This window comes from Escherichia sp. E4742, from assembly GCF_005843885.1.
In the GTDB taxonomy this organism is placed as follows: Bacteria; Pseudomonadota; Gammaproteobacteria; order Enterobacterales; family Enterobacteriaceae; genus Escherichia.
The window spans coordinates 4,225,337-4,251,670 of sequence record NZ_CP040443.1; the positions used below are offsets into that span (position 1 = coordinate 4,225,337).

At 49.5% G+C, this 26,334-nt stretch carries 33 protein-coding genes and 1 pseudogene; 19 read left to right on the plus strand and 15 right to left on the minus strand.

The window, feature by feature from the left end; genetic code table 11:
* Positions 1-24 precede the first annotated feature (24 nt).
* Positions 25-564 (plus strand): glycine zipper 2TM domain-containing protein, encoded by a 540-nt coding sequence (locus FEM44_RS20370; protein ID WP_135522817.1) that lies wholly within the window; start codon positions 25-27, stop codon positions 562-564.
* A gap of 62 nt (positions 565-626) precedes the next feature.
* Here FEM44_RS20370 and comR read toward each other — a convergent pair whose 3' ends face one another.
* A complete protein-coding gene (gene comR, locus FEM44_RS20375; RefSeq protein WP_138159172.1) occupies positions 627-1,259 on the minus strand; it encodes a TetR family copper-responsive transcriptional repressor ComR in 633 nt (210 codons plus the stop codon).
* Between the two features lie 240 nt (positions 1,260-1,499).
* Here comR and bhsA point away from each other — a divergent pair, with 240 nt between their 5' ends.
* Positions 1,500-1,757 carry a multiple stress resistance protein BhsA gene (gene bhsA / locus FEM44_RS20380; protein WP_000800147.1) on the plus strand — a complete coding sequence of 86 codons (258 nt, stop codon included), beginning with the start codon at positions 1,500-1,502 and terminating at the stop codon, positions 1,755-1,757.
* Between the two features lie 80 nt (positions 1,758-1,837).
* Here the strand turns inward: bhsA and ldtC are convergent, their stop codons facing one another.
* The 3 genes from ldtC to FEM44_RS20395 form a co-directional block, all read right to left on the minus strand.
* A complete protein-coding gene (gene ldtC / locus FEM44_RS20385) occupies positions 1,838-2,800 on the minus strand; it encodes a L,D-transpeptidase LdtC (protein ID WP_167850667.1) in 963 nt (320 codons plus the stop codon).
* Between the two features lie 144 nt (positions 2,801-2,944).
* Positions 2,945-6,391, minus strand: coding sequence for a transcription-repair coupling factor (gene mfd, locus FEM44_RS20390; RefSeq protein WP_135522816.1), 3,447 nt, complete (start codon positions 6,389-6,391; stop codon positions 2,945-2,947).
* Positions 6,392-6,518: 127 nt separating this feature from the next.
* Positions 6,519-7,589 carry an acyltransferase family protein gene (locus FEM44_RS20395; protein ID WP_135522815.1) on the minus strand — a complete coding sequence of 357 codons (1,071 nt, stop codon included), beginning with the start codon at positions 7,587-7,589 and terminating at the stop codon, positions 6,519-6,521.
* Between the two features lie 261 nt (positions 7,590-7,850).
* On the opposite strand from FEM44_RS20395, the gene lolC reads away from it, so the two are divergent.
* Genes lolC through cobB form a run of 5 tightly spaced genes read left to right on the plus strand, consistent with a single transcriptional unit; the run spans position 7,851 to position 12,765 of the window.
* Positions 7,851-9,050, plus strand: coding sequence for a lipoprotein-releasing ABC transporter permease subunit LolC (lolC, locus tag FEM44_RS20400; RefSeq protein ID WP_135522814.1), 1,200 nt, complete (start codon positions 7,851-7,853; stop codon positions 9,048-9,050).
* Positions 9,043-9,744, plus strand: coding sequence for a lipoprotein-releasing ABC transporter ATP-binding protein LolD (gene lolD, locus FEM44_RS20405; protein WP_001033695.1), 702 nt, complete (start codon positions 9,043-9,045; stop codon positions 9,742-9,744). The genes lolC and lolD overlap by 8 nt, the downstream gene beginning before the upstream one ends.
* Positions 9,744-10,988, plus strand: coding sequence for a lipoprotein-releasing ABC transporter permease subunit LolE (lolE, locus tag FEM44_RS20410; protein ID WP_135522813.1), 1,245 nt, complete (start codon positions 9,744-9,746; stop codon positions 10,986-10,988). Before lolD ends, lolE begins: the two co-directional genes overlap by 1 nt.
* A 28-nt stretch (positions 10,989-11,016) precedes the next feature.
* The gene (nagK, locus tag FEM44_RS20415) at positions 11,017-11,928 is read left to right on the plus strand and encodes an N-acetylglucosamine kinase (RefSeq protein WP_135522812.1); all 912 of its coding nucleotides are present in this window, start codon (positions 11,017-11,019) and stop codon (positions 11,926-11,928) included.
* A gap of 15 nt (positions 11,929-11,943) precedes the next feature.
* Positions 11,944-12,765: a Sir2 family NAD+-dependent deacetylase gene (gene cobB / locus FEM44_RS20420; RefSeq protein ID WP_135522811.1), complete on the plus strand. Its 822-nt coding sequence runs from the start codon at positions 11,944-11,946 to the stop codon at positions 12,763-12,765.
* Positions 12,766-12,821: 56 nt separating this feature from the next.
* On the opposite strand, the pseudogene FEM44_RS20425 reads toward cobB, so the two are convergent.
* The 3 genes and pseudogenes from FEM44_RS20425 to potC all read right to left on the minus strand — a co-directional run.
* Positions 12,822-13,001: pseudogene (locus FEM44_RS20425) on the minus strand (DUF3592 domain-containing protein); the annotation flags it as partial.
* Positions 13,002-13,058: 57 nt separating this feature from the next.
* Positions 13,059-14,105 (minus strand): spermidine/putrescine ABC transporter substrate-binding protein PotD, encoded by a 1,047-nt coding sequence (gene potD, locus FEM44_RS20430; RefSeq protein WP_130205579.1) that lies wholly within the window; start codon positions 14,103-14,105, stop codon positions 13,059-13,061.
* Positions 14,102-14,896 (minus strand): spermidine/putrescine ABC transporter permease PotC, encoded by a 795-nt coding sequence (gene potC, locus FEM44_RS20435; protein ID WP_000580316.1) that lies wholly within the window; start codon positions 14,894-14,896, stop codon positions 14,102-14,104. The genes potD and potC overlap by 4 nt, the downstream gene beginning before the upstream one ends.
* 308 nt (positions 14,897-15,204) lie before the next feature.
* On the opposite strand from potC, the gene FEM44_RS20440 reads away from it, so the two are divergent.
* On the plus strand, positions 15,205-15,408 hold the full coding sequence (locus FEM44_RS20440) for a hypothetical protein (protein ID WP_135486286.1): 204 nt from the start codon (positions 15,205-15,207) through the stop codon (positions 15,406-15,408).
* Positions 15,386-15,853 carry a DUF2335 domain-containing protein gene (locus tag FEM44_RS20445; protein ID WP_135522810.1) on the plus strand — a complete coding sequence of 156 codons (468 nt, stop codon included), beginning with the start codon at positions 15,386-15,388 and terminating at the stop codon, positions 15,851-15,853. Before FEM44_RS20440 ends, FEM44_RS20445 begins: the two co-directional genes overlap by 23 nt.
* A 76-nt stretch (positions 15,854-15,929) precedes the next feature.
* On the opposite strand, the gene FEM44_RS20450 is transcribed toward FEM44_RS20445, so the two are convergent.
* The 5 genes from FEM44_RS20450 to dicB all read right to left on the minus strand — a co-directional run bounded on the left by FEM44_RS20450 (position 15,930) and on the right by dicB (position 20,394).
* Positions 15,930-17,048, minus strand: a complete 1,119-nt coding sequence (locus FEM44_RS20450) for a phage integrase Arm DNA-binding domain-containing protein (protein WP_135522809.1) — start codon at positions 17,046-17,048, stop codon at positions 15,930-15,932.
* Positions 17,017-17,286 carry an excisionase gene (locus tag FEM44_RS20455; RefSeq protein WP_000003742.1) on the minus strand — a complete coding sequence of 90 codons (270 nt, stop codon included), beginning with the start codon at positions 17,284-17,286 and terminating at the stop codon, positions 17,017-17,019. Before FEM44_RS20455 ends, FEM44_RS20450 begins: the two co-directional genes overlap by 32 nt.
* 61 nt (positions 17,287-17,347) lie before the next feature.
* Positions 17,348-19,819, minus strand: coding sequence for an exonuclease (locus FEM44_RS20460; RefSeq protein WP_135522808.1), 2,472 nt, complete (start codon positions 19,817-19,819; stop codon positions 17,348-17,350).
* 93 nt (positions 19,820-19,912) lie between these two features.
* The gene (locus tag FEM44_RS20465) at positions 19,913-20,104 is read right to left on the minus strand and encodes a DUF1482 family protein (protein ID WP_129541791.1); all 192 of its coding nucleotides are present in this window, start codon (positions 20,102-20,104) and stop codon (positions 19,913-19,915) included.
* Complete coding sequence (gene dicB / locus FEM44_RS25635; protein WP_240726863.1) at positions 20,101-20,394, minus strand: cell division inhibition protein DicB; 294 nt, start codon at positions 20,392-20,394, stop codon at positions 20,101-20,103. The genes FEM44_RS20465 and dicB overlap by 4 nt, the downstream gene beginning before the upstream one ends.
* Positions 20,395-20,846: 452 nt before the next feature.
* Between dicB and FEM44_RS20480 the strand changes: the two genes are divergently transcribed.
* Entirely contained in the window at positions 20,847-21,056 is a 210-nt protein-coding gene (locus FEM44_RS20480) for a hypothetical protein (RefSeq protein WP_089616200.1), read from the plus strand.
* On the opposite strand, the gene FEM44_RS20485 is transcribed toward FEM44_RS20480, so the two are convergent.
* The 3 genes from FEM44_RS20485 to FEM44_RS20495 all read right to left on the minus strand — a co-directional run bounded on the left by FEM44_RS20485 (position 21,057) and on the right by FEM44_RS20495 (position 22,433).
* Entirely contained in the window at positions 21,057-21,695 is a 639-nt protein-coding gene (locus FEM44_RS20485) for a hypothetical protein (RefSeq protein WP_135522807.1), read from the minus strand.
* An 11-nt stretch (positions 21,696-21,706) separates the two neighbouring features.
* On the minus strand, positions 21,707-21,859 hold the full coding sequence (locus FEM44_RS20490; protein ID WP_040090506.1) for a DUF1391 family protein: 153 nt from the start codon (positions 21,857-21,859) through the stop codon (positions 21,707-21,709).
* Between the two features lie 166 nt (positions 21,860-22,025).
* Positions 22,026-22,433: a helix-turn-helix domain-containing protein gene (locus tag FEM44_RS20495; protein WP_135522806.1), complete on the minus strand. Its 408-nt coding sequence runs from the start codon at positions 22,431-22,433 to the stop codon at positions 22,026-22,028.
* Between the two features lie 82 nt (positions 22,434-22,515).
* Here FEM44_RS20495 and dicC point away from each other — a divergent pair, with 82 nt between their 5' ends.
* The 9 genes from dicC (at position 22,516) to FEM44_RS25210 (ending at position 26,256) form a co-directional block, all read left to right on the plus strand.
* Positions 22,516-22,746, plus strand: a complete 231-nt coding sequence (gene dicC / locus FEM44_RS20500; protein ID WP_135522805.1) for a dicB transcriptional regulator DicC — start codon at positions 22,516-22,518, stop codon at positions 22,744-22,746.
* Positions 22,730-23,251 carry a toxin YdaT family protein gene (locus tag FEM44_RS20505; RefSeq protein ID WP_135486281.1) on the plus strand — a complete coding sequence of 174 codons (522 nt, stop codon included), beginning with the start codon at positions 22,730-22,732 and terminating at the stop codon, positions 23,249-23,251. Before dicC ends, FEM44_RS20505 begins: the two co-directional genes overlap by 17 nt.
* Positions 23,232-24,197 (plus strand): hypothetical protein, encoded by a 966-nt coding sequence (locus FEM44_RS20510; RefSeq protein WP_135522804.1) that lies wholly within the window; start codon positions 23,232-23,234, stop codon positions 24,195-24,197. The genes FEM44_RS20505 and FEM44_RS20510 overlap by 20 nt, the downstream gene beginning before the upstream one ends.
* A 40-nt stretch (positions 24,198-24,237) precedes the next feature.
* Complete coding sequence (locus FEM44_RS20515; protein ID WP_135522803.1) at positions 24,238-24,660, plus strand: DUF977 family protein; 423 nt, start codon at positions 24,238-24,240, stop codon at positions 24,658-24,660.
* Positions 24,657-24,920 carry a hypothetical protein gene (locus FEM44_RS20520; RefSeq protein WP_135522669.1) on the plus strand — a complete coding sequence of 88 codons (264 nt, stop codon included), beginning with the start codon at positions 24,657-24,659 and terminating at the stop codon, positions 24,918-24,920. The genes FEM44_RS20515 and FEM44_RS20520 overlap by 4 nt, the downstream gene beginning before the upstream one ends.
* Complete coding sequence (locus tag FEM44_RS20525) at positions 24,913-25,377, plus strand: hypothetical protein (protein WP_240726832.1); 465 nt, start codon at positions 24,913-24,915, stop codon at positions 25,375-25,377. The genes FEM44_RS20520 and FEM44_RS20525 overlap by 8 nt, the downstream gene beginning before the upstream one ends.
* Entirely contained in the window at positions 25,355-25,711 is a 357-nt protein-coding gene (locus tag FEM44_RS20530) for a hypothetical protein (RefSeq protein ID WP_167850662.1), read from the plus strand. Before FEM44_RS20525 ends, FEM44_RS20530 begins: the two co-directional genes overlap by 23 nt.
* Positions 25,712-25,761: 50 nt before the next feature.
* On the plus strand, positions 25,762-25,974 hold the full coding sequence (locus tag FEM44_RS20535; protein WP_135522667.1) for a hypothetical protein: 213 nt from the start codon (positions 25,762-25,764) through the stop codon (positions 25,972-25,974).
* A gap of 117 nt (positions 25,975-26,091) precedes the next feature.
* Positions 26,092-26,256, plus strand: coding sequence for a hypothetical protein (locus FEM44_RS25210; protein ID WP_167850659.1), 165 nt, complete (start codon positions 26,092-26,094; stop codon positions 26,254-26,256).
* Positions 26,257-26,334: the final 78 nt, after the last annotated feature.

Genomic DNA, 26,334 nt, shown 5'->3' on the forward strand with positions numbered 1-26,334 from the left:
AACTGCAAAGAAGGAGGTGTTCCCGTGAATAAATCAATGTTGGCGGGTATCGGGATTGGTGTAGCGTCTGCGCTTGGCGTAGCGGCAGTGGCCAGTCTGAACGTGTTTGAACGTGGCCCGCAATACGCTCAGGTTGTCTCTGCAACCCCAATCAAGGAAACGGTTAAAACACCGCGTCAGGAGTGTCGCAATGTCACGGTGACCCATCGCCGACCGGTGCAGGATGAAAACCGTATTGCTGGTTCGGTCCTCGGGGCCGTCGCTGGCGGGGTGATAGGACATCAGTTTGGCGGTGGTCGCGGTAAAGATGTCGCCACTGTTGTGGGGGCGCTGGGCGGTGGATATGCCGGTAACCAGATCCAGGGCTCTCTCCAGGAAAGCGATACTTACACTACCACGCAGCAGCGTTGTAAAACGGTGTATGACAAGTCAGAAAAAATGCTCGGTTATGATGTGACCTATAAGATTGGCGATCAGCAGGGCAAAATTCGGATGAACAGCGATCCTGGTACGCAAATCCCATTAGATAACAATGGGCAACTGGTTCTGAATAACAAAGTATAACAAGGCTGTACTCTGCAATTTAGCCCCTCATTCGCTCAGGCTGAGGGGCTTTTTTTTGCGTCTTACTTCACCAGTTCAGGCCATAAATGCAGCGTTGTCCGGGCAATCAGCATCAGTTTTTCCAGCGATGCGCCTTCACGGGCGCTTATCGACATCCCCTGAATAATACAATTAAGAAATTCCGCAAGATGCGTTACGTCACAGTGGGCGGGAATTTCCCCGCGTGCCTGGCGTTGACTTAAAAACTGCTGCAAGGTGCGTTCTTGCATTGCGTGACGTGATTTCACCGTATGAGCAATATCGCCCGAATCCGCTGAAAGCGTGGTGCAGTTGTTAATCATAAAGCAACCCGCGGGGGTGTCTTTGCTGGTAAAGCAGCTGGCGACGGCAGCGAAATAGTCCGCCAGTGCAGACTCCACGCTTTTTTCTTCACAAAACAACTGCGCTTCATGCTTAGCGGCAAAGCGATCGATATAACGGTCGAGTACGGCGCGAAATAACCCCTCTTTGTTGGTAAATTCCGCGTAGAGCGTTGGCGCTTTGGCTCCGGTCGCTTCGACGAGGTCCGCAAGGGAAGTCGCTTCATAACCGTGCTGCCAGAACAATTTCATGGCCTTATCAAGCGCGGCGTCCCTGTCGAACACTTTTGGGCGGCCACGGCTTTTTTTTACACAATGTGTTGAGTCTGTTGCCATGATGCCATTGTACCTGGTGGCTGTGAATGAATGGTCATTATAAAAATAATCACCTCCCTTCACCAGTCCAGAAAATAGAAAAATAAAAACTCTCTATTTAACTGAAATTTAAAGTTTTTTAATTTAATTAATGATTGTTATAAAAAACTTCTTGTATGTGATCCAGATCACATCTATCATTTAGTTATCGATCGTTAAGTAATTGCTTGCGACGCCATTCATCTGCATAAGGCCACTATTATGAAAAACGTAAAAACCCTCATCGCTGCGGCGATTTTAAGTTCCATGTCATTTGCCAGCTTTGCTGCTGTCGAAGTTCAGGCAACACCAGAAGGCCAACAAAAAGTGGGTACTATTAGTGCTAACGCGGGGACAAATCTGGGATCGCTGGAAGAACAGCTGGCACAAAAAGCGGATGAGATGGGCGCAAAATCTTTCCGTATTACTTCAGTAACCGGTCCGAATACCCTCCACGGAACGGCAGTCATTTATAAATAAGCATTAACCCTCATTAATGCCCGCTATTGCTGCTTTTTTCCCCGCGACATGCTGTGCCGCGGGGATTTTTTTATCCGGAGTTACAGCGATTGTGGACTCAGTTGATGGCGGCGCACATCTACCGGCATCCCGGAACGGACATCCATCACATGCTGCATCACTTCAGCGTCAGTTTGTGCTGCATCTTTAAATGATTGCATTGCACTATTCAGCGTAATCGGCAATAGCTGCGGATCGTCATCAATCTTTTCTGACAGCGGCTGATGCACTTCAACCAGACGCGCACCGTTTGGTTCTGCAGAGACTTTAATCGGCGTGTTGATGATATTCACTTTGGTGCCTGGGGAGACCTGGCTAAAGAGTGTTTTGATATCGTCATCACGCAGACGAATGCAGCCAGAACTTACCCGCATGCCAATGCCGAAATCGGCGTTCGTACCGTGAAGCAAATAAACGCCGCCATAGGCCGCCAGACGAATCGCATGATGGCCCATTGGGTTATCTGGTCCAGCCGGAACTACCGCAGGCAACTCAATTCCCTGTGCTTTATAACGGGCGCGGATATTTGCAGTCGGCGTCCAGGTTGGGTTTGCACGTTTGTCAGAAACGGTGGTCACCATTGTCGGTGTCAGCGTGTCACCACCCAACTGACCAATGCCGATGGGATACACGGTCACCGAATTTTTACCCGGCGGGTAGTAATAGAGACGCAGCTCCGCAATGTTGATCACAATGCCTTCGCGCGGTGCGTCTGGAAGTAGGGTTTGCAATGGGATCGTTAACACGCTACCCGCGCGTGGCACGTAAGGATCAACGCCGGGGTTAGCCTGTAACAGAGCGAGAAAGCCGACGTTATATTTTTTGGCGATCGCTTCCAGCGAACCACCGTCATTTTCCACTACATGAAATTTGTTTTCGCCAACCAGGCGACTGCCCGCTGGCGGCAGCGGCCAGGTGTTGGCTTTTGCCGGTAGCGCCAGCGCCACGGCTGCGGCGAACGTAAAAAACGTTAGCCAGCGAGAAAAACGCGTTTTGATCATCACCAAAAATCCATAATAAATATAAGGTTATTGTAATAAAAAGATAAGCCTGAATTATGGATGGTGACAGTGTCGGATAGTGCAGGGAAGTGCAAAGAATTTGTAAATGTTGCAGATGGGGGCGCAGAAACGCCCCCGATCTCACCATTAAGCGATCGCGTTCTCTTCCAGTTCACGCATAAACTGGCGAACCCATTCGATACGCGTTTTCCGCTCGCTCAAATCCTGAATAAACTTCAGGCGCGTTGGGCCATCAAGGCGATAATGCTGCGGCTGTTTTTGCAGTAAACCAATCAGCCAGGCTGGATTTACGTGATTCTTCTCGGCAAATTCGATCACGCCGCCTTTCTCATTACCTTCCAGCTTCCTGATCCCCAGTTTCTGCGCTTGCTGGCGCAGACGGGCAATATCCAGCAGGGTACGCGCCGGATCCGGCAGCAGGCCGAAGCGATCGATAAGCTCGACTTTGATCTCTTCCAGTTCGTTTTCCGTTTTGGCGCTGGCAATACGTTTATAGAACGACAAACGCGTATTCACGTCAGGGATGAAATCATCTGGCAATAGCGACGGCATCCGCAGCTCGACTTCTGTTTGCTGGCTGGTGAGATCTTCCAGCGACGGCTCGCGTCCGGCTTTCAGTGCATCGACGGCGTTTTCCAGCAACTCCATATACAGCGAGAAACCGATGGTTTCCATCGAGCCGCTTTGTTCTTCGCCAAGCAATTCACCCGCGCCGCGAATCTCCAGATCGTGTGTTGCCAGCGCAAAACCCGCACCGAGATCTTCCAGCGAGGCAATTGCTTCTAGACGTTTTTGCGCATCGGTAGTCATCGCTTTTGGATGCGGTGTCAGCAACCATGCATATGCCTGATGATGCGAACGTCCGACGCGACCGCGCAACTGGTGCAGCTGCGCCAGACCGAAGTGATCCGCGCGTTCAATGATAATGGTGTTGGCAGTCGGGATGTCGATCCCGGTTTCGATAATGGTGGTACAGACCAGCACGTTGAAACGTTGATGATGGAAATCATTCATCACCCGTTCCAGTTCGCGCTCACGCATCTGCCCGTGACCGATGGCAATCCGCGCTTCAGGCACCAGTTCCGCCAGCCGTTCGGCGGCTTTCTGGATGTTTTCCACATCATTGTAGAGATAATAAACCTGCCCCCCGCGCAAAATTTCACGCAGAATCGCCTCCCGGACCACCAGACTGTCGTACTCACGGACAAACGTTTTAACTGCCAGGCGTCGCGCGGGCGGCGTGGCGATAATCGACAGGTCACGCATTCCGCTCATTGCCATATTCAGCGTACGCGGGATTGGCGTTGCGGTAAGTGTCAGAATATCCACGTTCGCCCGCATCGCTTTAATGCGCTCTTTATGACGCACCCCGAAGCGGTGTTCTTCATCGACAATCAGCAAGCCTAAATCTTTAAACTTGACGTCATTTTGCAGCAGTTTGTGCGTACCGATCAGAATATCGATTTTCCCTTCCGCTACTTCCGCAAGGATTTGCGTCTGCTCTTTGGCGCTGCGGAAACGGGAGATCATTTCGATACGTACCGGCCAGTTGGCGAAACGGTCGCGGAAGTTGTCGTAATGCTGTTGCGCGAGAAGAGTGGTAGGCACCAGCACCGCCACCTGCTTGTGATTCTCTACCGCCAGGAAAGCGGCGCGCATCGCGACTTCTGTTTTACCAAAGCCAACATCGCCGCACACCAGACGATCCATTGCCAGCGGCTGACACATGTCGCTAAGCACAGCATTAATGGCTTGCGCCTGATCCGGCGTGGTTTCAAACGGGAAGCTGTCGCAGAACAACTGATACTGCTCGCGATCGTGTTTAAACGCGAAGCCCTCTTTGGCGGCGCGTTGCGCGTAGATATCCAGCAATTCCGCCGCCACATCACGCACTTTTTCCGCCGCTTTCTGCCGCGCGCGTGACCACGCATCGCCGCCAAGTTTATGCAGCGGGGCGTTTTCTTCCGCGCCACCTGCGTAACGGCTAATCAGATGCAGTGACGACACCGGAACATACAGTTTGGCGTCGTTGGCATAGGTGAGCATCAGGTACTCACCAGTAATGCCGCCAGCTTCCAGCGTGGTCATTCCGGCATAGCGCCCGACGCCGTGCTCCAGATGGACCACCGGCTGACCAATATGCAGCTCCGCGAGGTTACGGATCAGTGTATCGGGGTTGATGGCGCGGCGAGAATCCTGACGACGGCGGGCAACACGTTCACCGAGCAGATCGCTTTCGCAGATCAGCGCCAGATTACGCACCGTATCGACAAAACCATGTTCGGCAGCGCCAATCATCAAATAACGCCCACGGTCGCTGGCTTCATCAAGACGCATAATGCGTTGCGGAGCAATTTTAATTCGCGCGAGCAGTTCACCCAGCGCTTCACGGCGACCTTCACTTTCTACCGAGAACACCACCGGACCGTCGAAAGACTCGAGAAACTTACGCAGCGCATCCAGCGGCGCTTTTTGTTGCGCCTGAACGGCCAGGTCTGGCAGCTTCTCGAAGCCTAAATTGGCATTCGCTGCTTTTGTCGGTAAATGTTCAGCTTTTAGCTGCATGCGGGGCCAGTTTTTCAGCTCTGAGAAGAGCTCGTCCACCCGCAGCCAGAGCGATTGTGGTGGCAACAGTGGGCGCATTGGGTCGACGCCACGGCTTTCAAAACGCGCCAGCGTGTCAGCCTGGAAACGTTCGGCACTGTTTTCCAGATCACCAGTATTCACCAGCAGCGTATTGGCAGGGAAATAACTGAACAGTGGCGGCAGCGGTTCGCTGAAGAATAGCGGCTGCCAGTACTCGATCCCGGCAGGCAATGTGCCTTTACTCACTTGCTGGTAAATATGTTCCGGATCGCGCTTCACTTCGAAGGTATCGCGCCACTGGCTGCGGAACAGTTCAATTGCCGCTTTATCGGTCGGGAATTCGTGTGCGGGCAGCAGGTTGATCGCTTCTACTTCCTCCAGCGTGCGTTGGCTATCGACGTCAAATACACGCAGGCTGTCGATTTCATCATCAAAGAAATCAAGACGATAAGGCAGTTCGCTGCCCATCGGGAAGAGATCCAGCAACGCGCCGCGCGTGGCGTATTCGCCGTGCTCCATCACCTGATCAACATGGCGATAACCTGCGCTGTCCAGTTGGGTTCGCAATGCATCTCGTGACAGGCGCTGACCTTTTTTCATTACCAGTGCATGACCGTGGAGAAAACTGTGCGGGCAAACGCGCTGCATAAGCGTATTCACCGGAACAATCAGTACACCACGCTGCATCGTCGGTAGCTGGTAAAGGGTGGAAAGGCGCGAGGAGATAATGTCCTGATGAGGCGAAAAACTGTCGTAAGGGAGGGTTTCCCAGTCCGCCAGATTCATCACCATCTGATCGGTGAACTGGCTGATTTCATCATGCAAACGCAGAGCATTTTGCATATCTGGTGCAATGAGTACCACCGGACCGGCGTGACGTTCGGCAATTTCCGCCACCAGCGTCGCGCAGGCAGCGCCAGTTAACTCGCCCAGCAGACGCTGCTCACCCGCTTTGACGGGCAGCGTATAACGATATTGTTCAGGCATAACGGTTGTCAGAGTCTCGTTAGGATATGCCCCAACATATGGGGGCATATCTCTGATAAGCAATGCTGTTCATTATCCGTAATCGACATGGTTTAGCAAATTGAATCGCCCCGGCTGGGGCGATGGCTTAACGAGAGTAACTGGTGGCAGGCAGAGAAGGCGGGGAGAACAACAAGTCGCTGAATGCGTGTTGTGAAAATTGTCGCACCAGTAATCCAGCAACAGTACAAATCAACAAACTGACAAAGGGATAAACCAGAAGGAGCGTCAGTTCGAGTTGCGGCGACCAGCGCGCCGCGTTCATTTGCGGAATCAGACTTAAGCTGAATATCTCTACCAGAATGCGATGGGTGGTGTAGATGGCAATGGTGTTAGAACCAATCACATTCAGCAGGCTGGTTGAACGCATACCGAAACGTTGCTCGTACTGATAAAACAGCTTCATGATCACCACAATCGACACCAGCGACAACAGCAGCGAGATATTAAACAACCAGGCAGCAACCGCCAGAACAGCCAGCAAAGAAGCCATCAGCAGATGGCTGCGCAATGGCACCTCTTTAACACAGGTCATTAATGTTGCGCCAAACCATGCGCCAAGGCTGTAATAAGGCAAATTGCGGATCACACTGTTCATTCCCCACCATGGCGTGGGAACGAAATTAACCGCCACACTCATCAGCACAAACAGAACGAATAACGGCAGTGCCAGGCGGTTAAAAATTTTACATATCACGAAATAGACAATTAAAGCGTACAGATACCACAAGCTGGTGCTGGCGGTGATCATTCCGTGCAGGAACTCACCGGTGGAATCGGCATAAGCGGCGTTGGAAGCATTGCTTAAATCGCGCTCAGGCGCCAGCCACTGGTTCAGTGCACTTAACGCCAGCCACTGCACCACGCTCCAAAGCGCCAACACCCAGAAGATGTTCCAGATGCGTTTATCGAGACAATTTCCCCAGGGTACGCTGTCGATATAGCGGCGAATCAAATAGCCGGAAATAAAGAAAAAAACCGGCATACGAAAGGGCGCAAGGTAAAGATTGAAATAGATCCAGCATTTGCTCAGGACTTCCGATAACGGATGCTGAAAAGTGGTCAGATGCGGATAAAAGGTAATGACCGAGTGATAAACCACCACCAGACAAATACATAACCCTTTGATCTGGTTAATCCATAGCTCTTTTTGTTTCATCAGGACAACACGCTCTTTTTATTTAACATGCTGTTGATCCTGCGGGGCGAGTCGCGTGGTGTAATGCGTATCTGTCTGTATTTGGTTATTTTTCAGATAAAGATCAGGCCATGAGGCTGATGATAAAATGAGGCCCTTTAGCCGATTGATTTGCTGGTACTTTTCAGATTAGCCCTGACGATCACTTACAGTTCAGACGTTTACCCATCCCGCTTTCGCTTATATACTCGTGTCTTTGCTAACAGCAACCAGACGGATTTCATGTACCAACCTGTCGCTCTATTTATTGGCCTGCGTTACATGCGTGGGCGTGCAGCGGATCGCTTCGGTCGTTTCGTCTCCTGGCTTTCTACCATCGGCATTACCCTCGGGGTGATGGCGCTGGTCACAGTATTGTCAGTGATGAACGGCTTTGAGCGCGAGCTGCAAAACAACATCCTTGGCCTGATGCCACAGGCAATTCTCTCTTCTGAGCATAGCTCTCTTAACCCGCAGCAACTCCCGGAAACGGCAGTCAAACTGGACGGCGTTAATCGCGTCGCACCTATCACTACCGGTGATGTGGTACTGCAAAGCGCGCGCAGCGTGGCGGTCGGGGTGATGCTGGGTATCGACCCGGCGCAAAAAGATCCACTAACGCCGTATCTGGTCAATGTGAAACAAACTGACCTCGAGCCGGGGAAATATAATGTCATCCTCGGTGAACAGCTGGCCTCACAGTTGGGCGTCAATCGCGGTGATCAAATCCGCGTGATGGTGCCATCTGCCAGCCAGTTCACGCCGATGGGGCGTATTCCAAGCCAGCGCCTGTTCAATGTGATTGGCACTTTCGCCGCCAACAGTGAAGTCGATGGCTATGAAATGCTGGTGAATATTGAGGATGCCTCGCGTCTGATGCGTTATCCGGCAGGCAATATTACCGGCTGGCGTTTGTGGCTGGATGAGCCGCTGAAAGTCGACTCATTAAGTCAGCAAAAACTGCCTGAAGGCAGCAAATGGCAGGACTGGCGTGACCGTAAAGGCGAGCTGTTCCAGGCCGTACGCATGGAAAAAAATATGATGGGCTTGCTGCTGAGCCTGATTGTCGCCGTTGCGGCGTTTAACATTATTACCTCTCTAGGGCTGATGGTGATGGAGAAGCAGGGCGAAGTAGCGATCCTGCAAACGCAAGGCTTAACTCCGCGACAAATCATGATGGTCTTTATGGTGCAAGGGGCCAGCGCCGGGATTATCGGTGCAATCCTCGGAGCGGCGCTTGGCGCACTGCTTGCCAGCCAGTTGAATAATCTGATGCCGATAATCGGCGTCCTGCTTGATGGCGCGGCGCTGCCGGTGGCTATCGAACCTTTACAGGTCATTGTTATTGCGCTGGTGGCGATGGCTATCGCGCTGTTGTCTACGCTTTACCCTTCCTGGCGCGCTGCCGCCACTCAACCCGCTGAGGCTTTACGTTATGAATAAAATCCTGTTGCAATGCGACAACCTGTGCAAACGCTATCAGGAAGGCAGTGTGCAAACCGATGTGCTGCACAATGTCAGTTTCAGCGTGGGCGAAGGTGAAATGATGGCAATCGTCGGTAGCTCTGGTTCCGGTAAAAGCACCTTGCTGCACCTGTTAGGCGGGCTGGATACGCCAACCTCCGGCGATGTGATTTTTAACGGTCAGCCGATGAGCAAACTGTCTTCGGCGGCGAAAGCAGAACTGCGCAACCAGAAGCTGGGCTTTATTTATCAGTTTCACCACCTGCTGCCGGATTTTACTGCCCTGGAAAACGTGGCTATGCCGCTGCTGATTGGCAAGAAAAAGCCCGCTGAAATCAACAGTCGAGCGTTGGAAATGTTAAAAGCGGTGGGGCTGGAGCATCGTGCGAATCACCGCCCATCTGAACTTTCTGGCGGCGAACGCCAGCGTGTGGCGATTGCCCGTGCGCTGGTCAATAACCCGCGCCTGGTACTGGCGGATGAACCTACCGGTAACCTTGACGCGCGTAACGCAGACAGCATCTTCCAGTTGCTTGGGGAGTTGAATCGCTTGCAGGGCACCGCCTTCCTGGTGGTCACTCACGACCTGCAACTGGCGAAACGTATGAGCCGCCAACTGGAGATGCGTGATGGACGTCTGACGGCGGAACTGAGCCTGATGGGGGCGGAGTAATGGCGATGCCTTTATCGTTATTAATTGGCCTGCGTTTTAGTCGCGGACGGCGGCGTGGCGGCATGGTGTCGCTGATCTCCGTCATTTCTACCATTGGCATTGCCCTCGGCGTGGCGGTATTGATCGTCGGCTTAAGCTCGATGAACGGCTTTGAACGCGAACTGAACAACCGTATTCTGGCGGTGGTGCCGCATGGTGAAATCGAAGCGGTAAATCAGCCGTGGACTAACTGGCAGGAAGCACTGGATAAAGTGCAGAAAGTGCCGGGTATTGCCGCCGCTGCGCCGTATATCAATTTCACCGGGCTGGTGGAGAGCGGCGCGAATCTGCGCGCTCTGCAGGTTAAAGGCGTTGATCCGCAACAGGAACAGCGTCTGAGCGCGCTGCCATCATTTGTCCAGGGCGATGCCTGGAACAATTTCAAAGCGGGCGAACAGCAGATTATCATCGGCAAAGGGGTGGCGGATGCGCTGAAAGTGAAGCAGGGTGATTGGGTGTCGATCATGATCCCAAACTCGAATCCCGAGCATAAGCTGATGCAGCCGAAACGTGTGCGTTTGCACGTTGCGGGTATTTTGCAGTTGAGTGGCCAACTCGATCACAGTTTTGCCATGATCCCGCTGGCGGATGCCCAACAATATCTTGATATGGGTTCCAGTGTGTCAGGCATTGCCCTTAAAATGACGGATGTTTTTAACGCTAACAAACTGGTACGTGACGCAGGCGAAGTCACCAACAGCTACGTTTATATCAAGAGTTGGATCGGTACTTACGGCTATATGTATCGCGATATCCAGATGATCCGCGCCATTATGTATCTGGCGATGGTACTGGTGATTGGCGTGGCCTGTTTCAACATCGTCTCCACCTTAGTGATGGCGGTGAAAGACAAGAGTGGCGATATCGCAGTGTTAAGAACGCTGGGGGCGAAAGATGGTTTAATTCGCGCCATTTTTGTCTGGTATGGATTACTGGCAGGGCTGTTCGGCAGCCTGTGTGGTGTGATTATCGGCGTGGTGGTTTCACTGCAACTCACCCCGATTATCGAGTGGATTGAAGATCTGATCGGTCATCAGTTCCTCTCCAGCGACATTTATTTTATTGACTTCTTGCCATCGGAATTGCACTGGCTGGACGTCTTCTACGTACTGGTCACAGCATTGTTGCTGAGTCTTTTGGCAAGTTGGTATCCGGCGCGGCGCGCCAGTAATATTGACCCTGCGCGAGTCCTTAGCGGCCAGTAAAGGCAGTACATTAAAACAAGGAGCGGCAATGTATTACGGGTTTGATATTGGTGGAACGAAAATTGCGCTAGGCGTGTTTGATAGCGGTCGGCAGTTGCAGTGGGAAAAGCGGGTGCCGACACCGCGTGACAGCTATGACGCATTTTTAGATGCAGTGTGCGAGCTGGTGGCCGAAGCCGATCAACGTTTTGGCTGTAAAGGTTCTGTCGGCATCGGTATTCCGGGAATGCCGGAAACAGAAGATGGCACGCTGTATGCCGCCAATGTCCCCGCCGCCAGCGGTAAACCGCTGCGTACCGACCTGAGCGCACGTCTTGAGCGCGATGTGCGACTGAATAATGACGCTAACTGTTTTGCCCTTTCTGAAGCCTGGGATGATGAATTTACCCAATATCCGCTGGTGATGGGGTTAATTCTCGGTACTGGCGTTGGCGGTGGACTGGTATTCAACGGTAAACCGGTAACGGGTAAAAGCTATATTACTGGTGAATTTGGGCATATGCGCCTTCCCGTCGATGCATTAACCATGATGGGGCTGGATTTCCCGTTACGTCGCTGCGGCTGTGGTCAGCACGGTTGCATTGAAAATTATCTGTCTGGTCGCGGCTTTGCGTGGCTGTATCAACACTATTACCATCAACCGTTGCAGGCTCCCGAAATTATTGCGCTTTATGAGCAAGGTGATGAGCAGGCAAGGGCGCACGTTGAGCGTTATCTGGATTTATTAGCGGTTTGTCTGGGAAATATCCTGACCATTGTTGACCCTGATTTGCTGGTCATTGGCGGTGGCTTATCGAATTTCCCGGCAATCACAACGCAACTGGCGGACAGGCTGCCTCGTCATCTCTTACCTGTAGCTCGTGTTCCGCGCATTGAACGTGCGCGTCATGGGGATGCAGGAGGAATGCGTGGTGCGGCCTTCCTACATCTAACCGATTAATCAACAGAGGTTGCTATGTTGTCGCGTCGGGGTCATCGGTTAAGTCGTTTTCGTAAAAATAAACGCCGCCTGCACGAGCGTTTGCGTCAGCGTATTTTTTTCAGAGATAAAGTGGTGTCGGAAGCAATGGAAAAACCAAGAGTACTCGTACTGACAGGGGCTGGTATTTCTGCGGAATCAGGTATTCGTACCTTTCGCGCCGCAGATGGCCTGTGGGAAGAACATCGGGTTGAAGATGTGGCTACACCGGAAGGTTTTGATCGCGATCCTGAACTGGTGCAAGCGTTTTATAACGCCCGTCGCCGTCAACTACAGCAGCCAGAAATTCAGCCGAACGCTGCGCATCTTGCTCTGGCTAAACTGCAAGATGCCCTCGGCGATCGCTTTTTGCTGGTGACGCAGAATATCGATAATCTGCATGAACGCGCAGGTAATACCAATGTGATTCATATGCATGGGGAATTGCTGAAAGTACGTTGTTCGCAAAGTGGTCAGGTTCTCGACTGGACCGGAGACGTCACGCCAGAAGACAAATGTCATTGCTGCCAGTTCCCGGCTCCGCTGCGCCCACACGTAGTATGGTTTGGCGAAATGCCACTCGGCATGGATGAAATTTATATGGCGTTGTCGATGGCCGACATTTTCATTGCTATTGGCACATCCGGGCATGTTTATCCTGCGGCTGGGTTTGTTCACGAAGCGAAGCTGCATGGCGCGCATACGGTTGAACTCAATCTCGAACCGAGTCAGGTCGGTAATGAATTTGCCGAGAAATATTACGGCCCGGCAAGCCAGGTGGTACCAGAGTTTGTTGAGAAGTTGCTGAAGGGATTATAAAGCAGGAGTAATTGCCTGATGCGCTACGCTTATCAGGCCTACGAAATCCGCGCAATATTTTTACCCGTGCGATGAGAATGACTGGAGTGCCATACGGTATCAACAATGACGCCTTCGGTATGAATCGCGTCTTTGCTATAGGTGAACTGCTTATAAAATATAACGACAGAAATGAGGATCAGTACCAGACCGACACCGAGAAAAGAGCGAGATAAAAATTTACTATCCTGACTCATTAGCCACATCCTTGCTAAATAAAAAACGGGCGGTAATACCACCGCCCGCTTGCTGAATTAACGTCCTGCTTTCAGCTTCTGATAATACTCTTCATAAATGCTGCTGGCTGGGCCAACGTCACTCTGCCATTCGCCATTTTTAATGGTTTCAGCATCCGGGTAGAGCGTCTTGTCGTTCGCTATTTCCGGGCTTAACAGTTTGCGCGCGGCGAGGTTTGGTGTTGGATAACCGATAGTTTCGGCAACCTGTTTTGCCACATCCGGGCGCAGCAGGAAGTTGATCAGTTTCAGCGCGCCTTCTTTGTTTTTGGCATTTGCCGGAATCGCCAGACTGTCCATCCAGAAAATGCCGCCTTCTTTTGGCCATACCACGTCAATTGGCGTACCCGCCTGGCGAGCAACGAAAGCAGAACCGTTCCAGATCATGCCGAGGTTAACTTCGCCTTCCATGTACGGGTTTGCCGGGTTATCGGAGTTAAACGCCGCGACGTTTGGCATCAGTTTTTTCAGCTCGTTATATGCTGCTTCAATCTCTTTCGGATCGGTGGTGTTACCGGAGTAACCCAGCTTACGCAGCGCCATCTGGAACACTTCACGGGCATCGTCGGTCAGTAGCAGGCTGCCTTTGTACTCTGGCTTCCACAGATCGGCCCAGCTAGTGACAGATTTCGGATCCACCGCATCACCGTTAACGCCAATCGCCGTCGCACCCCAGATATACGGAATGGAGTAGTCGTTATTCGGATCAAACGGCTTGTTGAGCATTTCTGGATCGAGGTTGCCAAAGTTTGTTAACTTCGACTTGTCTATCTTCTGGATCATCCCTTCTTTACGCATTTTATCAACGTAATAGGTTGAAGGAACCACCAGGTCATAGGCACCGTCTTTGTACGTTTTCAGCTTGGCGTACATGGTTTCGTTCGACTCGTAAGTCGAATAGATAACCTTAATACCGGTTTCTTTGGTGAACTGTTCAAGCAGTCCAGGCGGCACGTACTCGGTCCAGTTGTAGAAATACAGTGTGTTGTTGTCATCAGCGTGAGCGGCGCTCATGCCCAGTGCCAGAGCACCCGCCGCGAGCAGGTGGCGTGACCATTTTTTCATTTAACGTCCCCTGTGTTACCTTTCGTTTTATCACGAGCAATAAGCTGGCTGGCAATAACCATCACCAGCGACAGCACCAGTAATATGGTTGCCAGCGCGTTAACTTCCGGCGATACGCCGACTTTGACCATCGAATAAATTTTTAACGGCAGAATTTCATAGCTTGGTCCGGTGACAAACGACGAAACTACCACATCGTCCATCGACAGGGTAAAGCTTAGCACCCAGCCCGCCGCCACCGCTGGCATTGCCAGTGGCAGAATGATTTTCCGTAGAATGGTAAATTCGCTGGCGCCGAGATCTTTCGCCGCTTCCAGCATTCGCACATCAAAACCTTTCAGGCGCGAATACACCGTTACCACCACAAACGGCAGGCAGAAGGTGATATGCGAGAACAATAGCGACCAGAAGCCAAGCTGAATACCCAGCAGCATAAACAGCACCAGCAGAGAAATCGCCATCACGATATCTGGCGACATCATCACCACAAACAGCATTCCGCTAACGAACGGCTTACCACGAAAGCGATAACGGTACAGCGCAACTGCCGTCAGAGAACCGATAAGCGTGGCAAACGTCGCCGAAAACACCGCCATCGTCAGTGAATGCTGCGCTGCCTGTAACAGACTGTCGTTGTTCATCAGCAGGCTATACCATTTGGTGGTAAAACCCTGCCAGTTGATGCCAAAGCGCGAGCTATTGAAGGAGTTCACAATCAAAATAATGATTGGGATATACAGGTACGCGTAGATAGCGGTCATAAAACCGCCGCGAAGCAGTCGACCGATCATTCGAGTTCCACCTTCTTATTCATAAGGCGGGACACTTTCAGGATTTTGAATTTATTCAATTTTTTCCTTTCTCCAAAATCTCTCCAAAACTTTTCCCCAAAACAGGACCACGCATTTTACAGCATTTTTATACATGGGTGAGCTTACCAGGACAGAAAAGTATTCCAGTTTGTTTACCCATATCGCTTTCCGAATGAGATTTTTGATGTGATTTCTTCGTGTTGAAAAACCACATAATGTGGTATTAGAATTAGCTAACAGGATTAACTTTGAATCCGTTTTGAATCTCATTGAACTCAGGAGTGACTATGAATCGTAAAAGGGTTGCTTTGCTGCAAGCCATTGGCTCGGTTATAGCCCTGAGCCCGGCGGTCGTTTCAGCAAGTGGCATGCCAGCAAATTCAGTTGCCGCTTTGCGTCAGGATGCGGCAGCTATCAGAGGTGATTTCCAAAGAGCAGCGGTATCCGTTAACTTCGAAAAACTGAACAATGCCAGACCAAAAAGAAAGTGAGAATGCTGAACTCACCAGTGAAGAACAAAAAGATAACGAACTGGTTTCTCGAGTAATCGAAAATCCAGAGGTTTTAAATCGGGTTTTGGATAGCCCGCAAGGGCGAGCTATCGTTTGCCAGCATTTTCAGGGACCGGTTCCTCCGCCATCAATGCTGAAAGAGTATGAGCAATTGATTCCCGGGCTTGCAAATCGACTCGTTGAATTGACGGAAAAAGAGCAAGCTCATCGCCATAAAACAGTCGCTGATAGTATAAAGATCACAAAAAATGGTCAGAAAATGGCTTTCTGTATCGCGCTGATTATCATACTGGCAGCCGTCTTTTTTGGCGCGAGGGGACAAACAGGTCTTGCTGTAACACTCGTTTCAGTAGATCTTTTGGCATTAGTTTCCGTATTTATTGCTGGTAAACATTACTCTAACCAGGCATCAGATCAAGATTAGTCTCCGAACCCCGGTTGATGCCGGGGTTTTTACACTAGCAAAGCAATATCAACATTTTTCAGCTGTATTTATTTCGTCAAACAACCAATTTAACCCATTCCTGACCACGAGTATCGTTATAGCGATCGGTGGTTGCTTGGACTTTATGTCCCAGTAATGTTTTTGTATCGATACCCTGTGCGCGGTACAGCCGTTCTGACAGGGAGCGTTGTTCATGAAATGTTGGCGGTGTTTTTCCTGCTGGTGGAATTATTCCAGCCAGCTCCCGCGCTTTGGCAAAGTAATCGCTCAGGTTGTCTTTACTCATTGGTTTTGGTTGTTTCTGGTGCCGACTATGAATCAGGTATGGACTCAATATTCTGTCCCTGCATCCATTAATCACTTCTTTTAGCGATATCCCAATGGCATCACAGCGTAGCGTAAGCGGTAACGCCAGACGCATTCCAGTTTTTCCCTGGGTAATATGCAGGTGATCGTTCCACACATCTGAAAAACGCATGTGGCATATGTCATCACGGCGCTGGCCAGTAACAATCGCAAGAAGCATTGCGTTACGGATAAAGTGTTTTTCAGGTGTTGCGTTGTAAATTTTTTGCCAGTCTTCCAGAGTGAGCCTGGCTCTGGTTACTTTAGGGATCGGTTTACGGGTAGCCTCCGGAGGATTCCATCCGGGAGGGACTTCCCCTGCATGCTGTGCTTCTTTATAAATATCAACCCATAATCCGCGATTTACTCTCGCTGTGCTCACCATGTCTTTATCCAGCCACTCGTCCAGTATCAATGCAAAGTCTCTTACTTCCAGTTCTTTCAATGGGTGGTTTCCCAGGCGGGAAACCAGGTATGCAGCCATTCGCGCTTTTTCTTTGTGGGTTGTAGCTGCAATATCCCCATTTTTCAGTCGTGTATCCTGTATTTTCAGATACCGATCAACCCATGCTTTTAATCTGATACCCCGACGTTTTGTTGCTGACGGACTTTCGTCAATTTTGCGCATGAAATATTCTGCTTCTGCTGCAGCTATTCGCTGATTGGCTGTGGAAGCGATTTTTTCCGCCTTGCCTTTGTCTGTTCCGAGCCCGTGAAATTTTCCAGTCACAGGGTTTTTATACTGGTAGTAAACCCTGCCAGTTCTGCGATCAAACTTTTCGTAAAGACCGGCAACGTCAGTGCTGTTTTTTCGTGGCCTCGGTGACATGAGTTAAAATCTCCTTCAGTGCATCATCATCGCCAGTATGAATTTCCGGCGCAATTCCCGTTTCACCAGGTCCAACAAATACTGCCCGGCGATCTATCAGCCAACGTCCACGAATTTTTTGTGGTCTTGGTACGATGTATCCAAGTTTTCCGTATTTCACCAGGGTAGTGTTTGTTATTGGGAGGCTGAACCGTTTAGGTTTCCACTCGTCGAGCGTTATCAGGTACTGTTCGCTCATGGCTATCACTCCGGAACGCGCCAGTTGCAGAATACCAACTACAACTGGCGACGGTTGAACATTAAAAATCAGCCTGATTAGGGATCAGTTTTTGCCAGATTGCTGAAACTTGTTTTGCTTGGTGACGTGCATCATCAAGTGCATTGTGGGGTACTCCTTCGAACGGAATAGCCGTTCTGACATCGAAGTCCATGGCTTTTCCCAGCTCAACGATTGTGCGTACATCGCGATCGTTGTAGTAACGCCACGGACAGGGGATACCCTGTCGTTCGTATGAACGGCGTAAAATCACGTTGTCGAAGTTGGCTCCATTTCCCCAGACCTGAACAAAAAATTCACCGGAGTTTTCATCTATAAATTCCCGCAATTGCAACAGTGCATCATCTAACGGGATTTCATCGGTCATAATGGCAGACTGCGCTTCGCGTGATTGCTTCAGCCACCATTTAATGGTGCCCAGATCAATGACTCCGCCAGCAGTATCCAGATCGATGGTCTTGCTAAATTCCGGTCCCATATCTCCGGTTTGCGGATCGAAAAATATTGCACCTATTGAGATAATCGGGGCATCGGGATTTGTGCCCATTGTTTCAAGGTCGATCATCAGGTGGTGGCACCCTCCGCTGGTGGATGTGGTTTTATGATGACCGTTAACCTTAACTAAGGGATCTGTCGCCTCGCCAGTTTCATTATCGCTGACGTGGTCCTGATCGCCGCCAGTGTTCTCCTTGTGCGGATGTTCAGTGCCTTCCATTTCCTCCGGATCGTCTTCCTGAACTTCAACCTGATTCTCGTCATCGAATGTTTCCTGGTATGTTGCGTCGCCCATCACCGCGCCACAATCAGGGCAGTTGCCGCCGCCGGTCTGACCGCAGGCGGTGCAGGCTTTTTCCGGCTCCTGTTGCGCTACTGGTTCAGGTTGTTTCGTTTCTGGCTCGTTTTGTAACGCATTTGGGCTGTTTTGTTCCGCTTTCTGGTCGTTCTGTTCCGATTCTTGCTGGTTCTGGTTCACAGAATCGCGGGTTTCAATCCCCTTCACCCATTTCGGATCATTCGGGTCGCTAATCCCTGCAACAAATTCACCACGTGATACTGCAAGCAGTTCATCGGCGTCAGGCTGGCTGATATTGGCTGCCTGCATAATTTTGTTTACTTCGTCAGCGGTAACTTTTACCAGTTCCGGTTGTGCGGTCGTGTCAGATGCATCAGTATTTTGTTGTGAACCTGAGTATGTGCCGTTTTTGCGGGCAAAATATTCTTCTTTCGTGATTTCAGTAGCCCCGGCAGCCAGCGCCTTATTCAGACCAGAAAGTTTGTTTGCACGACCATATTTTTCGCCATCCTTATCGGTGAAGAGGAAGTAGAACGGCCCCTCACGCTCTACAGATGGTTCAGTTTCCAGCGCGCTTTCATTTTTTTTGGTATCAGATACTTCAGTTTCCACTGCATCAGTTTGTGCTGCTGACGGCTGGAGAATATCAGCAGTGTTCTGGTCTGTTTCTTCATCCTCAAACACGCCCTTTGTCGCCAGGTATTCAGTGATGTATTTGTTCAGTGCCACGGGATCCTTGTGAATGTCGATCGGACGCTCACGGACAAGGCCAAAAATAGTCTGACGGTCATAGTGAATGGCATCAGGCTGTTTGCGCATTGATGCGGAAATACGCTTCCAGTCTTCGCGATCGTTCTCGATAACTTCATTTTTTGCCCAGCGATGGATGCTGCCGTCAATGTTTCCGGCATCAATGTCACCAGGCCACAGAGCGTAGGCCAGTTCATCATCCAGTGTTTTCCATGTCTGCTTGTATTCGCGACGAATGACAGCAGTGACTGGGGGGATTTTTTCTGCTGAGTTTTCAGTGTGCTGTCGGTTGACTCTGGCGCGGGCGAGATCAACAACAGAAGTATATTTCCCGGTTTCTTTTCGTTCGGCTTCGCGACGTTTTTTCCAGGCGCGTAATTCAGTCTGGATCTCAGGCCATTTTGCCCCCGGCTTACATTTATGTTTAACCCACCCGATGGCGAACAACTTAATCTCCGGATACATGATGTTAACTTCAGGCATTTTCATTAATGCTTCAACGATATGCCCGTCGAATGTTGCCATGTCTTCCTGCAGTAACTCCTGTGCGCTAATCACCATATCAACGGTGATGTTTTCACATGTACCGAACTTAACCAGGACCGCGTTCTGCACTTCAAGGGACAGCTTGTCAAAAGTGATGTTCATAGGATCGGATTCAGGTTCGACCGGGACAAAAGAGGCTGACTCTTCATCCCAGCGGTTTTCCTGCATATATTCGGTATCCCAGGAATCAATGGCAGGGCGGGGCATGCCGGGTTTATCCTCGCAGACAAGAAATTTATAAGCGCAGTCCTGAGCAGCCGGATATTGCTCCAGGAATTGCCATGCAAATTTAGCACGGGCGCGGCGTTCGTCGCCGGCTTCAATGGCAGTGGCTACAGCAACTGCACCGTCTTCCTTTATTGCCTGTTCGTCCGGAATGGCGGCGCAAATAAAGACTTTACTCATTTTGTTTTAACCTCATTACAGATTTAAGGGTGAACAAATCCCTGCCATTGCTGGCATATAAAAATGGAACCGGATATTTACTGCAGGTCTGTTTTAAAGCCCTGCCGGGATTTCGCTATTATCTGTGTGAATAACTTTATCGACCGGATAACAGTTACCGGGAATTTTTTGTTCGTCTGCAGCGGTCGTGCATTCTTTCATTGAGCCGTATACGCCTGTAACTAGGTCAACAGGCTCTCCGGTATTAAGGAAAACTGTCAGAACAAGTGCAAATGCAGTATTCATTGCAAGCATCCTTTTTTCATCAGGTTTAAGCGAGCCATCTTTGAAGCAATGCATACTTTATTTAATAAATCCGGCATGCGCTTTATCTGATTAATGGCATCCTCAATAAAAGTTTTATCACCAGTTATAACGCCAATTTCAAAACGGGTTTCAGGCGTAGTGGAATTGATTAATAACGTTTCCATTATCGCGTCCTCAACAATGAATTTTGTGATGCGGTGCCTGGTGCCTCCAGGTGACGTTAACCAGTTAACAATTAACGCCGGATACAGAGAATCCACCCATAACACTGTTTTTGGTTTTAACTGTTCCACGTGCGCTTAGCCGCATTCACCGCATCACAAAATTCACTTTAAAAAGGGCGGGTATCACAAGGGAAAACAAAAAACGGATACCCGCCAAAAGGTAATTAACATGGGTTGTTGCAGCGGGGTTGTCACTCAGGCGTATGGTCAACCTGACAACCCGGTGTCATCAACGGGGAAGGAATAACCCCGCCATACTTACCGCCGCGCCATTTCGCGGATTGCCACAACCGGAAGCGCACGGACGAAGATGCCGGCGGCACGCAACAGAGGGAGAAGTGACTTCGCCGTGCGCTTTCGTGTTGTGCCCTGACTTTTCAGGGATATATCCTTTCAGTAAACTGTCAGTGCCGGATTCTTATCCGTGTCCGGCGCACGACTACACGTGGCAGCGTGTTGGTCTCCATTTTTAACCCAGAACCTCAATGGAGGATAAAATGCCAAACAGACCAATACATCCGCTTATTGAAAAACAGATTGAATGTCTGGTTAATCAACTCAGGCAATCAGGGTTATTAAAAACTCATTCAGAGCTAGGGCTCACAGAATCGGCATTCGACGATAAATTAAACAATGCACTTTATAATGGCATCATTGATTACAATCGTGGTGCTGGTCGCCGTGGCCCTGCTGGCACCGCTTTGTAATTACCAGTTAATCCATAGCGGGTAGTGTTCAGCATAAATATAGCTATACACATCCAGGTTGTATTTGCGGTCTGTCCTTAGCAGGTCGCAAATACAGGCCGCAGCTTCCAGGGCAGCAGCTTTGTTGCTGAATAACCATGTAGCAACATTCCAGCGATTATCTGTATCCCACTCTTTTGCGAGAGTTGACACCACGAAGGAGCCGTTGGTGTTGCCATCAAATACTTCCGTTTCCAGATTTTTAAGTAATGCCTGGTGAATTTTTGCCAGGTATTCAGTCGGAATTTCGCCACGAATTCTGATAAGGTTGTCATAAACAAACATGTTCCCCGCATATGGCGATTTTTCTTTCCTGCATTTTAAGCCAGCATCACGGGTAAATTGGTCAATATCTTCTTCGGTTTGTTTCGTATTGATGTTTTGCGTTATCGTTTCTGCAATGGGCTTTGCTTTATTTTCTACACAATGATTGTTTGTGAACGAATCTGAATACAGTTCGGTAAAAGAATTGCGGACATGATTTGACAAATTTCTGATGAACACTTTATCTACTAATATCATTGGGTTCCGCGCCAGTTGCGAGCGAATCACATCAGCGGCCATTTCCTGTATTGATATTGGTAAATCTTTAAATTCCATCGTCAACCTCATCAGTCAGTGTTTCTGGCTAACCAGCGACGCGCGCCAGTTTCGGTTTTAAACGTTTTGCTTTTGGTATACGTCATCGCGGTGAACGTACCGTCTTGGTTGGGGAATACGCCGCATACCAGAGATTCACTGTTGCCAAGATCGATAGTATCCATGTTGACCTCATTTCCCCTTAACGCCAGGGTAGCGGAACTGTTTGCTGAGAACACCGTGCGGTGTCTTGATGCAAACAAGATTAGCTATGGCTAACAGTTAGGTCAAGTGTTTTTGTTTGTCATGACTAACATTTATGGCAACAAAAAAGATAACACATTGATTGTGTTATCTTTTGTTTGTTCGTTGACGGGCTTTTAATAATTCTTCAAAGAGTTTGTTGAAATTTTTTACTCGGGCGCGCAGCTCGGTGAGCTGAGCATCCTGTTCTGATTCAGGCAATGCATTAAAAAGCTCAAGGAGCTCGTGTTCTTTGGGGGATAAAGCAACTGGCTCCTCAATAGGTGGTGATGGCTGCTTGTCTTCATCGCCAAATAGAATCCATGTTGGCGAGCACTGCAGTACATTGCTGAGGGCAAAAAGATTCTTCCCTGTAGGTTCGCTGTCATCCCGTTCCCATTGTGAAACCGATACATGAGAAATTTTCAGGGCTTTAGCAAGAGACCTTTGGGTGTATTTGAGGTTTTTTCGGCGATACCTAATGCGTTCGCCAATGGTTAAATTTTTTGTATCCATAGTTAGCTAATGCTAAATCTTATTGACTATGTTTTTATTAACATCTATTTTGTTAGCCATGGCTAACATGTGGGTGCTTTAAATGCTTAAAACTGACGCACTTTTGTATTTCGGTTCAAAAACAAAACTTGCACAAGCTGCTGGTATTCGTTTGGCTTCGCTTTATAGCTGGAAAGGGGAGCTAGTACCTGAAGGTCGCGCGATGCGCCTGCAAGAGGCATCTGGCGGGGAACTTCAGTACAACCCCAAGGTTTATGACGAATATCGTAAGGCAAAGCGGGCGGAGCGGTTGAACAATGAAAATCACCCCTGAACAGGTTTGTGAAGCCCTGGATGCCTGGGTATGCCGACCAGGAATGACACAGGAGCAGGCGACGATACTAATCACAGAAGCCTTCTGGGCTCTGAAAGAACGCCCGAGCATCGATGTTCAACGTGTCACGTTTGATGATGGCGCGGTTGATCAACGGGCGCTAGGCGTTAACCGGGTGAAGATATTCGAACGCTGGAAAGCTATCGATACCAGGGATAAGCGTGAAAAATTCACGGCGCTGATTCCGGCAATTATGGAGGCTATCCGGATAAGTGATTTCAGGTTGTATCGTGAAATTACTGACGGAAAAAGCATTACGTACATGATCGCCGGGTTAAACAAAGAATATGGCGATGTGGTGGAGTCAGGGCTGCTTTTTGCCGATCCAGCCGTTGTGGAACGTGAGACTGACGAGCTTATAGAAAAAGCCATTGCTTTCAAGCTTGCGTATCGACAGCAATATCAACAAAAAGCCGGATGGAATTATGAGCCTTCTTTTTGCTGAACGCCCACTGGTTATAAACACGCAGCTGGCGATGAAAATTGGCCTAAACGAAGCCATTGTATTGCAGCAGCTACATTACTGGTTGAGAGATACCAATTCTGGCATGGAATGTGATGGTGTTCGCTGGATTTATAACACAACGGAACAATGGCTGGAACAGTTCCCGTTTTGGTCAGAGTCAACGTTAAAGCGCGCGTTTGCAAGTCTGAAAACGCTGGGGCTTTTGCGTTGTGAAAAGCTCAATAAATCAAAGCGCGACATGACAAATTTCTACACGATCAACTACGGGAGCGAGCTTTTAGATGGTGGCAAATTGAGCGAATCCATCAGTTCAAAATGCGCCGCTCCATCAGGTCAAAATGACATGATGGAAGAGGTCAAAATGAAACGCTCCATTGGTTCAAAACGACCCAATGTCATCAGGTCAAAATGGCCCGATGATCCTACAGAGAATACAACAGAGATTACTACAGAGAATAAAAACACTTTTCGTCCGGAAGCTTCGCAACCGGACCTGCAGGCGGCTGAACAGGATTTTTTAACACGACACCCTGACGCGGTTGTGTTCAGTGCGAAAAAACGCCAGTGGGGTAGCCAGGAGGATCTGGCGTGTGCGCAGTGGATCTGGGGGCGGATTGTGGGTCTCTACGAACAGGCAGCTAGTGATGATGGCGAGATCATGCGGCCAAAAGAGCCTAACTGGACTGCCTGGGCCAATGACGTGCGCACAATGCGGATGCTGGATGGCAGAAGCCACAGACAAATTTGCGAAATGTTTGGTCTGGTTCAGCGAGATTCATTCTGGGTAAAAAACATCATGAGCCCGTCAAAGCTCCGCGAAAAATGGGACGAACTGGTCATCCGCCTGGGGCGTTCACCTGTACAGCGTTGTGTGAATCACATTTCTGAACCGGACACCGAAATTCCGCCGGGGTTCAGGGGGTGAGTGTTGAGTTCAGGTTATGAGGTAATTTTCAGGAGGGTTTGTGGCAAAAGTATTTACACAAGAAGAGCGGGAAAAAATTAAGGGGCAGGTTGTTGAACTCGTGCGCCAGAGTGGGCGCGAGACGCTACGACAACTGGAAGCTAAGACGGGTGCAACAAGATATTTAATGAGCGTTCTTGCCAGAGAGCTGGTTGCCAGTGGTGATGTATACAATTCTGGCTACGGGTTATTTCCCTCTGAACAGGCTCGCAAGGACTGGCAAAACGCCCGCAAAAAACTCTCGAGGGCCAAGGCGAAGAAACCAGCTGTGGTTGATCCGGGTCTTATCCGGTCGTTACAAGATGGTGAAATACGCCGCTACGACAGGCGTTTGAACATAATCTGTCGCGAGTGCCGGAAAAGCGAAGCTATGCAGCGTGTGCTGGCGTTTTATCAGGGGAAATTTCAGGAGGTGGTGCGGTGAGTGAATCAAAATGCAGGGTTAATGGCAATCAGATAGAACCGTGTGCGGCATTGGCAAAAGCACTCGAATATGGAAATCCAACATTTAAGAGCAAAGGTATATTTATCCCGGGGCGTGTGAACATAAACACTGGCGAGCCAGGCTTAGACATTGCTCAAATTCACTCTGGTCAATATGTCGGTCGTGGCGTTGCAATGTGTTTTTGCCCGTTCTGTGGTGAAAGCTTGAAAACGTGGGAAGCGGAGGTAACCAGTGAGTGACCAATGGCGACCAGATATTTGCCCAATAACCGGACGTGCATTTTTCATGTGGATTGAGCACCCGAAGTTGGGAAATGTGCCGACGTATGGTGGCCCATTAGACAGTTACACCATTCCAACAAAGGACAGCGACGGTGAGTTTTCATGTGAGCGTTACGATCATGATTTCGGTGGCTGGGTAGATAGCGAATGCCCTGGGTTATATCTGATTGATCATAGAGAACAATACAGAATTTACCAACTCGAGGAACGCGTTAAAGAGCTGGAAGCGCGGGAAGTTCATTTGCCGACTCGCTATGGCCTTCGATATGGACACCCGATAAATGATGATGAGCGCCACGTCATGATACCTAAAGAAAATGGCTGCTGGCTTTATCTGGCTGACTTAGAACATGCACTACGTGTTGCTGGCATTCATATCAAAGGAGAGGAGTATGGAAATAAAACCAGAAGATGAGTTAAGTAATATTGTTTTATTTCCGGTAAAAGAGGATGACCCGCGTAATCAGGTTAATTTTCTTTATGAGCCATCGCGAAGACCATATTGTCATCACGCTTCTGTCCAGGTTGACGAAAAAGAGCGTCAGGTCCGCTGTAAAATCTGCGGTGCAGTTGTGGAGCCGTTTGACTGGATGCTCTCTGTGGCGAAAAGAGAAACCAGACTGGCAGATGATGTAAAACTATTGCGCCAGGAGGAACAGGAAAGGCGAAAAAATATAGAAAAGCTAATTCAGATTGAGCGTAACGCGAAAGCGCGGATACGCAGGGCGACAAAATCCAGAACTGAATAATTAAATTTAGCACTGTAAATAAAATCAAATCCTTAACTGGAGGTATATCTATGTTAAATACACAGAAAACCATTAATGCGGAAAAATATAACGAGTGGGTGAAAAAATTCTCTGAACAGATTTTTAAAATTACTGGCGACGAGAATGTGGCAAAAAATGAATTAGAGCCGTGGACGCCTGAAGGAATCGACCAAAATTATTGCTGGTGGGAGGTTGATCCGGTTGATGCTGCAAATGAAGCCATGAGTTACCACAACGCTTAATGTCGGGAGGCCGCCCGAAAGGGCGGTAATAAAAATGGCTGAATTAACTAAATTAACTAAAGAATGGTCGCAACAAACAATTACTGATATTCAGGTTAATTGAGGTGAGAAATGCGGATGGAAAATTGTTTAGTGCCGTATCTGGTGCGGTTCGGGGCGTCGTCGTTAACAGTTATTCCACATGTCATGATGGCTGACAATATTATCCCGGCACCGAAACGTCGTACCGGTATTGCAGCGGCACGCCGTGCAGCAAAGAAACGCAGGAGAGCAAAACGATGAAAAACCGTAAAGCAAAAATTCTGTTAGCTCGCAGAAACGGTGTTGGGGGCTGGCGATGGTTGAGGATTAGTAACAGAC